The 12,568-nt window shown below is 68.3% G+C and carries 13 protein-coding genes; 2 read left to right on the plus strand and 11 right to left on the minus strand.

Features of this window, described 5'->3' with window-relative positions:
• Positions 1 to 12: 12 nt before the first annotated feature.
• The 7 genes from A5790_RS21270 to A5790_RS21300 all read right to left on the minus strand — a co-directional run bounded on the left by A5790_RS21270 (position 13) and on the right by A5790_RS21300 (position 5,201).
• Complete coding sequence (locus A5790_RS21270; protein WP_066848917.1) at positions 13 to 261, minus strand: hypothetical protein; 249 nt, start codon at positions 259 to 261, stop codon at positions 13 to 15.
• Positions 258 to 1,121 (minus strand): oxygenase MpaB family protein, encoded by an 864-nt coding sequence (locus A5790_RS21275; protein WP_066848919.1) that lies wholly within the window; start codon positions 1,119 to 1,121, stop codon positions 258 to 260. Before A5790_RS21275 ends, A5790_RS21270 begins: the two co-directional genes overlap by 4 nt.
• Positions 1,118 to 1,327 carry a hypothetical protein gene (locus A5790_RS21280; RefSeq protein WP_231987862.1) on the minus strand — a complete coding sequence of 70 codons (210 nt, stop codon included), beginning with the start codon at positions 1,325 to 1,327 and terminating at the stop codon, positions 1,118 to 1,120. The genes A5790_RS21275 and A5790_RS21280 overlap by 4 nt, the downstream gene beginning before the upstream one ends.
• A 118-nt stretch (positions 1,328 to 1,445) precedes the next feature.
• Positions 1,446 to 2,273, minus strand: coding sequence for an enoyl-CoA hydratase/isomerase family protein (locus A5790_RS21285; RefSeq protein WP_066848923.1), 828 nt, complete (start codon positions 2,271 to 2,273; stop codon positions 1,446 to 1,448).
• Entirely contained in the window at positions 2,270 to 2,863 is a 594-nt protein-coding gene (locus tag A5790_RS21290) for a TetR/AcrR family transcriptional regulator (RefSeq protein WP_066848925.1), read from the minus strand. The genes A5790_RS21285 and A5790_RS21290 overlap by 4 nt, the downstream gene beginning before the upstream one ends.
• 41 nt (positions 2,864 to 2,904) lie before the next feature.
• Complete coding sequence (locus A5790_RS21295) at positions 2,905 to 4,434, minus strand: methyltransferase (protein ID WP_066848930.1); 1,530 nt, start codon at positions 4,432 to 4,434, stop codon at positions 2,905 to 2,907.
• Positions 4,431 to 5,201, minus strand: a complete 771-nt coding sequence (locus A5790_RS21300; protein ID WP_082961857.1) for an SOS response-associated peptidase — start codon at positions 5,199 to 5,201, stop codon at positions 4,431 to 4,433. Before A5790_RS21300 ends, A5790_RS21295 begins: the two co-directional genes overlap by 4 nt.
• A gap of 44 nt (positions 5,202 to 5,245) precedes the next feature.
• Here A5790_RS21300 and aroA point away from each other — a divergent pair, with 44 nt between their 5' ends.
• Together aroA and rsgA are read left to right on the plus strand one after the other, a co-directional pair.
• Positions 5,246 to 6,565, plus strand: coding sequence for a 3-phosphoshikimate 1-carboxyvinyltransferase (gene aroA, locus A5790_RS21305; protein WP_066848935.1), 1,320 nt, complete (start codon positions 5,246 to 5,248; stop codon positions 6,563 to 6,565).
• Positions 6,562 to 7,548 (plus strand): ribosome small subunit-dependent GTPase A, encoded by a 987-nt coding sequence (gene rsgA / locus A5790_RS21310; protein ID WP_066848937.1) that lies wholly within the window; start codon positions 6,562 to 6,564, stop codon positions 7,546 to 7,548. Before aroA ends, rsgA begins: the two co-directional genes overlap by 4 nt.
• A gap of 238 nt (positions 7,549 to 7,786) precedes the next feature.
• Here the strand turns inward: rsgA and A5790_RS21315 are convergent, their stop codons facing one another.
• The 4 genes from A5790_RS21315 to A5790_RS21330 form a co-directional block, all read right to left on the minus strand.
• Positions 7,787 to 9,025 carry a fatty acid desaturase gene (locus A5790_RS21315; RefSeq protein WP_066848939.1) on the minus strand — a complete coding sequence of 413 codons (1,239 nt, stop codon included), beginning with the start codon at positions 9,023 to 9,025 and terminating at the stop codon, positions 7,787 to 7,789.
• A 69-nt stretch (positions 9,026 to 9,094) separates the two neighbouring features.
• On the minus strand, positions 9,095 to 10,228 hold the full coding sequence (locus tag A5790_RS21320) for a ferredoxin reductase (protein ID WP_066848942.1): 1,134 nt from the start codon (positions 10,226 to 10,228) through the stop codon (positions 9,095 to 9,097).
• Between the two features lie 60 nt (positions 10,229 to 10,288).
• A complete protein-coding gene (locus tag A5790_RS21325) occupies positions 10,289 to 10,789 on the minus strand; it encodes a hypothetical protein (protein ID WP_369829810.1) in 501 nt (166 codons plus the stop codon).
• A 6-nt stretch (positions 10,790 to 10,795) separates the two neighbouring features.
• Positions 10,796 to 12,550: a BCCT family transporter gene (locus A5790_RS21330; protein ID WP_066848947.1), complete on the minus strand. Its 1,755-nt coding sequence runs from the start codon at positions 12,548 to 12,550 to the stop codon at positions 10,796 to 10,798.
• Between the last annotated feature and the right edge of the window lie 18 nt (positions 12,551 to 12,568).

Genomic DNA, 12,568 nt, shown 5'->3' on the forward strand with positions numbered 1-12,568 from the left:
GTCAAGGGGTCGTCAGGGAACGCAGAGTTCAATGCCGAACAGGTTGGCAGGCCAGAATACCGCCGTCACCATGAACGCGCCGATGTCCGACCCGGCCGGGATCCGCGTGCGCAGCGCGGTGTCGATCAACTGCACCTGCTCGGCGTCGAAGAAGGCCCACACCAGGCCGATCAGCAGGTACGGAATCGACAGCCACATGGCTGCCTCGATCATCGCCTCGACGCTGACCCGGCGACTGAGCAGGCGGCGCAACGCCGTCATACCAGTGCCTTGTGCATACGGACCCGGCGGCGCACGTCGGCGAGCAGCACGTAGCTACCGCCCTGGCGAAGGAACACCGGCATGAACCTGTTGACGAAGGCGACCGTGAGGAAGAGCCATTCGAACAGGAACTGGCCAAACCCGTTCCACCGCAGGCCCATCTGTTCGCGGAACACCGGCGCGAGGAATCCGGTCGTCAGGAACTTCAGCAACGGCCGAAACGGCAGTCCGAGCAATGGGTTGATCATGCGCAGGTTCAGCATGTGCATCAGGTGTTCGCGGACCCGGTCGTCGATCTTCACCCGCTCGCACGCGCTTCGCCAGTAGTCGTCGAACTCGGCGCGCGTCGGCGGCCACTGATCTTCGGTGACCTGCAGCGTGGTGCCCAGCGGCCATGCGGAGCGGTAGAACTGCTCGGCCTGTTCCGTTGTCATCTCACCGCGCAGCAGCTGATAGGTGTCCTCCAGCCCGACGAAAAGACATGCGGCCACCCACATCTGCAGGTCGCGGTCGAACGCGTTGTATCGCACCGGGCTCTCGGCGGTCGACCTGACGTGCCGGTGTGCGCTGTCGACCGCCTCCCGGAACGCCGCGCGGTCATCGGGAGTCCCCAGCACCGCGACCGCGAGGTACTGGAACGTCGTACGCGCCCGCTTCCACGGGTGTTTGAGCAGGTTCCCCGAGTCGACCTTGCTCTCCGCGACGCCGTAGCCGACCTCAGGCCAGGACAGTTGCATGACGACGTTGGCGGCCCCCCCGGCGAACGCCCAGAAGTCCATCGCCTCCGCGGCGGTGACGTCGGCGTCGGGGTCCCATCGGGCGGTGCGCCGTCGAACGGAGATGCGGTAGCGGTTCGTCATCCGGCACACACCGCCGAGAAAACCAGCGCCGGCCAGAACGCGATGGAACCGACCAGCTGGACGAACCAGGCCAGTCCGCTGCCGTCGAGCCGGTCCAGGCGCAGGGCTGTCCAGCCGATGCCGACGACGACGTAGGGTGCGGCGAGGATGAGCCCGGTGCCGATCCACTCGGCGATGGTCATCTCGAAGCTCAAGAGCTTCCTCACCGCAGCGACCATGCCTGACCCCCTCATCCGACCTACCCGCACTATGTTAATGCCCATTCTGACGTGATCAGGCAGATGCGGGAAATCTCGAGCGCGGCACGGGGGTGCCGGTGCCGGTTCAGGAGAGCATCGAGCGCACTCTGTCGGCGAACGCCGCGGTGGTGAAGCACGTCGGTTCGGCGAACTCCTCCAGGGTGAGGGAATCGGACCAGTCGGCGTCGGCGGCCGCCCGCAGCAGGGGCTTGCTCATCGCGACAGCGTGCGGCGGGAGAGCGGCGATGCGCGAACACCAGTCGTCGGCGGCCGCGAGCAGGCGGTCGTGTTCGACGACCTCCTGCACCAGGCCGAGCCGTTGGGCCTCGCGGGCGTCGATGTGTTCGCCGCGCAGATAGTAGGCCAGCGAGCCCTGGTAACCCAGCCGCCGGGTCAACGCCCAACTGGTGCCGACCTCGGGAATCAGTCCCAGCTTGGCGAACGCGGGCACCACGACGGCACGTTCGCTGGCGATCACGAGGTCACAGGTCATCGCCCAGGCCAGCCCGACACCTGCCGCGGCACCGTTGAGCGCGGCGACGAAGATCGTGTCCGATCCGGCGATCAGCCGCGCGATACCCCCGAATTCGCGGCGGATCCAGCGCCAGATGTCGGCGGCGCCCTCCGGTGCGTCGAGTTGGTCGATCGCGGCGTCCATCATGCGGAGATCGCCTCCGGCGCTGAAGCCCGGGCCGGCTCCGGTGAGCACGACCGAACGCACGTCGGGGTCGGCGTTTAGGTCGGTCAGCGCCCGCCGCAGTTGGCGCACCAACGGGGCGGACAGCACGTTGAGCCGTCGTGGCTCGTCGAGCGTGACAACGGCCCTGTCGCCGCGATGCTCGACGCGCACCCGAAGCGGCGCATCGGCCTCGTCGCCGCTGCTCACCATGGTCCGGTACAACGAATCGGTCATGACGGGTTCTCCTCGGTGTCGTTGGCGCGCAACGCCTTCCACGCAGCGTCTGCGAAGGTATCGATGGTGCCCGGCGGTATCCGCTTGACCGCTCGGGCGATCCAGTACCGGCTGTACTCCTGGGCGGGGCCCAGCCACAGCGCTGCCGTGACTCCCGCGCGCATCGGCTGCAGCGCGCCGTAGCCGTGGTGCGGACGCCACCAGTCTCCGACGGCCGCGAAGAAGGCCTCGTTGTGTGCGCGCAGTTCTGCGCTGTCGAGCCGGGGGCCGAGCAGCAGGCCGGCCTCGCCGCGATGCGCCGAGATCCACCGCAGGTGATAGGTGACACCGCCGCGGATGCCGCCCTCGGCGGTGTCGTGTCCGCGCAGCATGGTGACGAACCCGGCCTGGTATTCGCTGAGCAGCTGGGCGAAGACAGCGGTGGCGAGTGAAGATTTGTCGGGGAAATGGTGATACAGCGCACCGACGCTCACTTCGGCTTCACGGCGAACCTCATCGAGGGTGGCCGAGAGCGCGCCGTCGGACGCGAAGCGGCGGCGCGCGACGGCAAGCAACCGGCTCCGCGCATCGGGACGCGTCCGCGATGGCACGAGGATTACTCTAACTGAACCGAGGAATCCTCTGTCAAGGGTCAGGTGGCCTGGTAGAGGATGCCCCGCCCGACCGCTTCCCGCACGACGGGCAGCGCGGCCCGCGCCAGCGCGTCGGCGTCGACACCGTGAACGGTTGCGAGCAGGTCGATCAACGTCCCCAGCGGCACCTCGCCCCGGCAGCCGGCCAACAACGCCCGCCCGATCTCATCGACGCCGATGACCGCGCCTGGCCCACCGGGGCGGCGCACGGCCGCGCCGACGACCTGCCAGCCGTCGGGCCCCGGCAGCGACTGTTCGTCGAGGAACACCGGCGCCGTCGACAGCCTCGCCGCGAGCAACTGCTCGTCGGACGTGTCGTGCAGGTACTCCCGGCGCGCGAAGAAGGCGTCGACTTCGTCTCCGGTGACGGCCTCGTCTATGCCGGTGATCTCCTCGAGGATGTGCTCAGGCGGGCGATGCTCACCGAATCGTGGGGCACGCAACGCGATCACGCCCATACCGACGCCGGTGATGCCCTCGTCGGCGAACCAGTCGAGCCACTGCCCTCCGCGGCGCGCCGCTTGCTCTGGATCCTCTCCGGCGTCGGCCGTCCACAGCGACACGTAGCTGACCGGATCGGCGAGCTCGCGCTGCACCACCCACGCGTGCAAACCGCTGCCCGCCAACCACCTTCGCACCCGGTCGCGCCAGTCGTCTCGGCGGACGATCCAGTTGGCCATGACCAGCGCCGTGCCTCCCGGCTCCAGGTGAGCACCTATTTGCTCGATCAGGTTGCGGCACAGGGCGTCTCCGGCAAGACCCGAGTCGCGGTAGATGTAGTCGCGGTCGCCGGCGCCCACCACGAACGGCGGATTGGAGACGATGAGGTCAAAGCGTTCACCGACGACCGGCTCAAACAGGTTGCCGCGCCGCAGATCCCAGGACATGCCGTTCAGCCGCGCGGTCGCCGCCGCGAGCGCGAGCGCCCGCCCGTTGGTGTCGGTGGCCACGACCTGCGCGCAGTGCCCGTTCAGGTGCAGCGCCTGCACTCCGCAGCCTGTGCCGAGGTCGAGCGCGCGGGCGACAGGCCTGCGCACGACGGCGCGGGCCAGCGAGACCGACGCACCGCCGATACCGAGGACGTGGTCGCGGTGCACCGGTCCAGAGCGCATCGAGGCGTCCAGGTCGGAGACGACGAAGAAGTCGTTGACGCCGTCGCTGTGGGGCCGGACGTCCAGTGCGGCGCGCACGGTCCCCTCCGCCGCCCACTCCAGCACGCCGTTCGTCACGAGTGCGTCGATATCGGAGCCGAGCGCGAGGACGACGCGGTCGGCGGGTTCGTCCGAGCCCAGCAGGAACAACCGCACCAGCACCGCCAGGCGTCGCTGCTGTGCTGTCCCGGCGTCGAGGACGCGATCGGTGGCTCTCAGGGCCGGCCACCACACTCCGCTGGCGAACGCGGCGTCGGCGTCCTCGCCGAGCAGCCCGGCCACCGCGTCGGTCGTGTACCCCGCGCTGCGCAGGCCGGCGGCCAACGCGTCGACGACGGCGACATCGGACAGCGGGCCGGGCGGGTCCGGCTGCGTCAAAGCAGGGTGCCTTGTTCGGCCTGGGGTTCGACGGGCTCGATCAGCTCGGGGCCGTTGTTGCGGACGCTGTTCACCAGCCGGGACACTTCGCGGATCTCGATGCGGTCGAGGTCGCCGTGGCCGCGTAACAGCCCCTCGTCGATCGGCGCGTCGGGGTTCAGCCAGCGGTCCCAGTCGCGTTCGCTGATGGTCAGCGGCATGCGGTCGTGGATGTCGGCCAGCGGCCCGGCTGCGTCGGTGGTGATGATCGTGCAGCTGAGCAGCGGTTTGACGTCTTTGGGAGCGTCTTTCGGCCGCCACGTCGACCACAGACCCGCCATGAACAGCGGCTCGCCGTCGCCCGCGTACATGAAGAAGGGAATTTTCGGAACCCTTGCCTCTCCCTTTTTTAGCCATTCGTACCAGCCGTCCATCGGCACCAGGCAGCGCTTGCTCTTGGCCGAGTTGCGGAAGGCCGGCGAGGTGGTCAGCTTCTCCGAGCGGGCGTTGATCAGCAGCGGCCCTTTGGTCTCGGGGCTGCCGTCCTCTTTGGCCTTCACCCACGGCGGCACCAGGCCCCAGCGCATCGAGCGCAGCCGCCGGGTGGCGTCGTCGTCGGGTTCGCTGTGGCGCTGGACCACGGTGCTGACAGTCGTGGTCGGCGCGACGTTGTAGTTCGGCGCCGACACGTCCTTACCGCCGGAGGTGGCCGCCGTGGTCTCGTCGATCGCCTTGATCTTCTCGGCCAATAACGCCGGGTCCGTGGTCACCGCGAAACGTCCACACATGAATCCCATGGTGGCACGGCGAGCCGACAGGGGAAGATGGAGCGGTGAGCGCGCCCGCAGACCAAGAACGCCAGGCCTGGCCTGCACCGTCGACGACGGCTCCGGTGCATGCCACCGTCACCGTGCCCGGCTCGAAATCGCAGACGAACCGGGCGTTGGTGTTGGCGGCGCTGGCCACGGCGAACGGCGATTCGACGATCAGCGGGGCGCTGCGCAGCCGCGACACCGACCTGATGATCGGGGCGCTGCGTGCGCTCGGTGTGACGGTCGAGGGCCGCGCCGACGAACTGTCCGTCAGCGGCGCGATCGCGCCGAGCGATGGCGCGCGCATCGACTGCGGACTGGCAGGCACGGTGTTGCGGTTCGTGCCACCGGTGGCCGCCCTGGGCACGGCGACGGTCACGTTCGACGGGGACGAACAGGCCCGTGCTCGTCCCATCGCGCCCCTTCTCGACGCGTTGCGCGGCCTCGGGGTCGACATCGACGGCGACGGACTTCCGTTCGCGGTGCGGGGCGCCGGATCGGTGACCGGCGGGACGGTGGAGATCGATGCCTCGGCCTCGTCACAATTCGTGTCGGGGCTGCTGCTGTCGGGAGCGGGCTTCCGCGACGGGCTCACCGTCGTGCACACCGGCGACTCGGTCCCCTCCGCGCCGCACGTGGCGATGACGGTCGCGATGCTGCGCGACGCCGGAGTCGACGTCGACGACGGCCGCGACAACCAGTGGCGGGTGTCGCCGGGACCCGTGGCCGCCCGGCATTGGGACATCGAGCCCGACCTGTCCAACGCGGTGCCGTTCCTGGCGGCCGCGGTGGTCAGCGGAGGCAGCGTGCGGTTGACGGGCTGGCCGCGGGTCAGCACCCAACCGGCCGATGCCATCATCTCGATCCTCAAGAAGTTGGGATCGGTTGTGCAGCATGGTGATAGCTACCTTGAAGTGTGTGGCGCCGAAGTGTACGGCGGTATCGACGTCGATCTGCACGAGGTCGGTGAGCTCACGCCCGCCGTCGCTGCGCTGGCGGCATTGGCCTCCCCCGGCTCGGTGTCGAAGCTGTCGGGTGTCGCGCATCTGCGTGGACACGAGACCGACCGGCTTGCAGCACTTTCGGCGGAGATCAACGGTCTCGGCGGTCAGTGCGAGGAGACCGAAGACGGGTTGGTGATCACCGCCCGACCGCTGCACGGCGGGCTGTGGCGGTCCTATGCCGACCACCGGATGGCCACCGCGGGCGCGATCGTGGGGCTTCGGGTGGCCGACGTCGCGGTCGAGGACATCGACACCACCGCCAAGACGTTGCCCGGTTTCCCGCAGTTGTGGGCCGACATGCTCGCGGGGCAGACGGCGGAGGTCGACCCCGCTTGAGCCGACGCGAGTACGACGAGTCCGATGTCCGGGTGCGGCCCGGCCGAGGCTCGCGGCCGCGGACCAAGATTCGGCCCGATCACGCCGACGCGCAGGAAGCGATGGTGGTGACCGTCGACCGTGGGCGGTGGGGATGCGCGCTCGGCGGCGACCCGGACCGCCGCGTGGTCGCGATGCGGGCCCGCGAACTGGGCCGCACCCCGATCGTCGTCGGCGACGAGGTCGGAATCGTCGGCGACCTGTCCGGCCGGCCCGACACGCTGGCCCGCATCGTCCGACGCGGTGAACGGCGAACGGTGTTGCGCCGCACCGCCGATGACACCGACCCGACCGAGCGGGTCGTGGTGGCCAACGCCGACCAACTGCTGATCGTCGTCGCGCTGGCTGATCCGCCGCCGCGCACCGGGCTGGTCGAGCGCGCGCTGATCGCGGCCTATGCCGGGGGGCTGGAGCCGATCCTGTGCCTGACGAAGACCGATCTCGCTCCGCCCGAACCGTTTGCGGCGCACTTCGCCGATCTTGACCTGACGATCACCACGGCGGGTCGCGACGATCCGCTCGACACGGTGGCCCCGATGCTGGCGGGGCGCGTCACCGTTCTGCTCGGGCATTCGGGGGTCGGGAAATCGACGCTGGTGAATCGCCTTGTCCCGCAGGCGGAGAGGGCCACCGGCGAGGTGACCGACGTCGGGAAGGGAAGACATACGTCGACCCAGTCGGTGGCACTGCCGCTGGAACTCGGCGGGTGGGTGATCGATACGCCCGGTATCCGGTCGTTCGGACTGGCACACATCGAACCCGACGATGTGCTGCTCGCGTTTTCGGATCTGGCCGAAGCGATCAAAGACTGCCCCCGCGGATGCGGGCACATGGGTCCGCCCGCCGATCCGGAGTGCGCGCTCGACACGTTGACCGGCCCCACGTTCGACCGCGTCGCCGCCGCCCGTCGGCTGCTGGCCGCGCTCCACGAGTCAGACTGGTAGCGCGCGCCTCTCACGCCCTACCCACCGTTGCGCGAGCGTGCGCGTCTCATCCGACACGCCGCGGATTTACGGCGCTTCGCGCACGCCCGTCGTCGACGAGAGTGCGTGAAGTGCGGTCGACGCGGGAAGGCTCGGCGCCGGACGCACGGTCACCGCGGCGCCAACGTGCGCAAAGTGTCGAGAATGCGCGGCGTGTCGTGCGCAAGCACGCACGCTCGCGCAAACCGGAAGGAGGGGGCTAGGCGGCGGCCAGTTTGGCTGCGCGCTTCTCGCGACGGCGGGCCCGCACGGCCGCGATCGACGACTTGAGACCACGCCGTTGGGTCGGCTCCAGTTCGGCGAACATCCGCTCGCTGCGCGTCTCCGGCGCATTGTCAGCGGTGTCGCGCAGGTACTTGTCCGGCAGCGACAGTTTGGCGATGGTCCGCCACGTCTTGCCGTACTGCACCAGGAACGAACCCGTCGTGTAGGGCAGGTCGTACTTGTCGCACACCTGCTGCACCCGAACCGAGATTTCGTGCAGACGGTTGCTCGGAAGGTCCGGATACAGATGGTGCTCGATCTGATGGCACAGATTGCCGCTCATGAACCGCAGCACCGGGCCGCCCTCGAAGTTGGCACTGCCCAGCATCTGTCGCAGATACCACTGGCCCTTGCTCTCACCGACCATGTCGGTCTTGGTGAATTTCTCTGCGCCGTCAGGGAAGTGGCCGCAGAAGATGACCGCATTCGACCAGACGTTGCGGATCACGTTGGCGACCGCGTTCGCCGTCAGCGTCGACCGGTATGTCGCACCGGGCGACAGCGAGGTCAATGCGGGGTAGGCAACGTAGTCCTTGACCAACTGCGCGCCCGCCTTGGCGGCGAACTCGCGTGCCCGGACCTTGCTTTCGTCGCGGTTGTCCCTGCCCTTGAAGATCTTGCCCAACTCCACGTGCTGCAGGCCGACGCCCCACTCGAAGCCGAGCGCGAGAATCGTGTTGTACAGCAGGTTTCCGAGGTTGAACGGCTTCCACTTCGTGTCCCGGGTGACCCGCAACAGGCCGTAGCCCACGTCGTCGTCCATGCCCAGGATGTTGGTGTACTTGTGATGCATGAAGTTGTGCGTGAAGCGCCAATGCTTGGACGAGCCACTCATGTCCCACTCCCATGTCGAGGAGTGAATCTCGGGATCGTTCATCCAATCCCACTGCCCGTGCATGACGTTGTGGCCGATCTCCATGTTCTCGATGATCTTGGCCACGCCCAGGGTGACGGTTCCTGCCCACCATGCCGAGCGGCGCGAGCTTGCCGCCAGCATCAGGCGGCCCGCGACCTCCAGCGCACGCTGGCCGGCGATGGTGCGACGGATATAGCGCGCGTCGCGCTCACCGCGGGAGTCTTCGATGTCCTGCCGGATCGCATCCAGTTCTACCGCCAGACTCTCGATGTCCGCGTCAGTCAGGTGCGCGAATTCGGGAACGTCAGTGATGGCCATCGTCAAGCCTCCTCTCGCGTGCCTACGTTACCGTAACCTACGTACCCGTAGGTTACCGGCCAGTAAACCTCAGACATCGAGCACGCAATCGCCGGATGCCGCGGAGATACAGGTCTGCACCCGGCTGCCCGGCTCGTGCTCGACACCGGTGCGCAGGTCACGGACGTGGCCCTCGACCAGACCCACCACACATGACTGGCAGATACCCATCCGGCAGCCGAACGGCATCTGGACCCCGACCTGCTCCCCAGCGTCCATCAGCGGAGTCGCGGCGTCCACGGTGGCCGTCTTGCCGCTGCGCGCGAACTCGACGGTGCCGCCCTGCCCGTGCACGGCGGCCTTGGACACCGCGAAACGCTCGAGGTGCAGGCGTTCGCCGAGGCCGGCGCTCGACCAGCACCGCTGGGCGGCATCGAGCATGCCCTCGGGACCACACGCCCAGGTCTGTCGCTCGCGCCAGTCGGGCACCTCGTCGTCGAGGCGCGACAGGTCCAGCCGGCCCTGGGTGCGCGTCGCGCGTGTCCGCAGTCGGTAGGAGTGGTGCGCGCGGGCCAGCTCGGCGAGTTCGGAGGCGAACATGACATCGGATTCGGTTGGCGCAGAATGCAAATGAACGATATCGGTGATCTGGTCGCGGCGGACCAGCGTCCGCAGCATCGACATCACCGGCGTGATACCGGAGCCGCCGGTGAGGAACAGCACCTTCGCCGGGGCGGGGTCGGGCATGACGAAGTTGCCCTGCGGCGCGGCCAGCCGCACGATCGTGCCGGGCGCCAACCCGTCGACCAGATGCGTCGACAGGAACCCTTCTGGCATGGCCTTGACCGTGATGGTGATGGTTCGGGTGGTGCGCGACGGCGCCGAGGTCAGCGAATAGGACCGCCAGCGCCAACGGCCGTCGATCTGCACGCCGATTCCGATGTACTGGCCGGGCTGGTAGTCGAACGAGAAGCCCCAGCCCGGCTTGATGACCAGCGTCGCCGAGTCCTCGGTTTCGCGCCGGACGCTCAGCACCCGGCCGCGCAACTCACGCGCCGACCACAGCGGGTTGGCGAGTTTGAGGTAGTCGTCGGGCAGCAGCGGCGTGGTGATCCGTCCCACGATGGTCCGCAGCGCGTGCAGGCCCGGGTTCTTGGTCCCGGCGACCGTCGGCTTCACCGTGTCGGCGACATTGGCCGACACCTTGATGGAGTTCTTGGCCATGAACCTACGGTACCGTAACCTACGCTGCCGTATCCAGCCGAGATCAAGGCCGATGCGGGCTCAGAGCAGTTCAAGCAGGAACGGCAACTCCTGCGGCGCGTACCAGGCCAGGTCGTGGTCCTGGGCATCACCGACGACGAAGTCGGCATCCTCGTCGCCGAGGTCCGCGTCGTCGACGGCCTCGATCGCGGGCAACACCGCGGACTCGGCCTCGGCATTGTCGACATAGGCGGCGATGACGTCCTCCAGGGCGACCGGACCGGCGAGCCGCACCACCGCGTCATCGAGATCGGGGCGCGGCGTCACGCCGTCGACCTCGGCCTCCACCACCGCGCGGCGCGGCGGCAGGTCGCCCACCCCTTCGCTGCCGAGCAGGCGCAGCGACGCAAGCGCGGCTTCCCGGCGCGCGACCTCGGCGAGTTCTTCGTCGTCGCCCTCGGCGTAGGACTCGCGCAGGGCGGGCGTCACCGCGAACGCCGTACCGCTGCGGGCATGGAGCACCCGGTCGGCCACGAGCTGCTGCAGCATGGTCAGGGTCGCGGGGATGTAGACGCGCACCAGGCGAGATTAGTCGTCAGGCGATTTCTCGCTCGCCGGATCCTTCTCCACCGAGATGACGAAATCGTCACCGTGCTCCGTGACGCCGTGGATGACCGCGCTGTCGACAGCCTCTTCGGCATACTTCTTCCGGACCATCATCGGGTCGCGGCGCAGGTCCTTGACCAACCCCACGGCCAGGCCGACCATCACCACGACGAACGGCAGCGCCGCGATGATGGTGATGGACTGCAACCCGGTCAACGCGTCCTCCCCGCCGACCAGCAGCATCACCGCAGCGACGGCGCCGGTGGCTACACCCCAGAAGATCACGGTGGCTCGACCGGGTCTGATCGTGCCGCGTTCGGACAGCGATCCCATCACCACCGACGCGGCGTCCGCGCCGGAGACGAAGAAGATCGCCACCAGCACCATCACCAGCACGCTGGCGATGGTCGCGATCGGATACTGCTCGAGCAGGCCGAACAGCTGCGCCTCGATGCTGCCTTCGCCGGCGAGGTCGGTGCCCTCCTCCTGGACGCGGATCGCCGAACCGCCGAACACCGCGAACCACACCAGTGACACCAGGCTCGGCACCAACAACACGCCGGTGACGAACTGACGGATGGTGCGCCCCCGCGAGATCCGCGCGATGAACATGCCGACGAACGGCGTCCACGACACCCACCACGCCCAGTAGAAGATCGTCCACGACTGCAGCCACACGTTGACAGCGGAGCCCTCGGCGCCGGTGCGCGCCGACATCATCGCGAAGTCGGCCATGTAGCTGCCCAGCGATGTCGGCAGCAGGTTGAGTATGAAAACCGTTGGTCCGACGACGAATACGAACAACGCAAGCACCATCGCCAGCACCATGTTGATGTTGGACAGCCACTGGATGCCGCGCGCGACCCCGGAGACCGCCGACAGCACGAACGCGATCGTGAGCACCGTGATGATGAGGACGAGGATGGTGTTGCCGGTTTCCCCGATACCGCCGACGATCTGCAGGCCGCTGCGGATCTGCAGCGCACCCAGACCGAGCGAGGCGGCCGAGCCGAACAGCGTGGCGAAGATCGCCAGCATGTCGATGACCTTGCCCCACGGTCCGTTGGCGCGCGAGCCCAGCAGCGGTTCGAACGCCGCGCTGATCAGCTGCAGCCGGCCCTTGCGGTAGACGCCGTAGGCGATCGCCAGCCCGACCACCGCGTAGATCGCCCACGGGTGCAGCGACCAGTGGAACAGCGTGGTGGCCATCGCGGTCTGCACGGCCTCGGTGTTGCCCGGCTCGCCGGTGCCCGGTGGCGGTGTCGCGTAGTGCGAAAGCGGCTCGGCCACCCCGAAGAACATCAGCCCGATCCCCATGCCGGCGCTGAACATCATCGCGACCCACGACACCCCGTGGAACTCGGGTTCCTCGTCGTCACGACCGAGCGGGATGGCGCCGAAGCGACCGATCGCCAGCCACAGGATGAACACCACGAAACCGGAGGCCGTCAGCACGAACAGCCACCCGGTGTTGTCCATCACCCACGTCAGCGCGCTGTCCGAAGCGGAGGCCAGCGACTCCGTGCTGACGAAGCCCCACACCAGGAAGGCAATCGCAATGACCGCGGTGACCCCGAAGACGACCCAGTCCACGCCGCGCGAGCGGGTGAACGCGTCGTCATGTGGCGGCAGGTCGAGTGCCGGGTGGGGTACGACTGAATCGGTCGGCGATCGAAATGCGCGCTGTGTGGCGGACCTGGCTTTTCCTGGCGTCTCGTTCTCTGCGCTCGTGGTCATGGTGACCCAATTCGACCC

The organism is Mycobacterium sp. 852002-51152_SCH6134967 (genome assembly GCF_001667105.1).
GTDB lineage: Bacteria > Actinomycetota > Actinomycetes > Mycobacteriales > Mycobacteriaceae > Mycobacterium > Mycobacterium neumannii_A.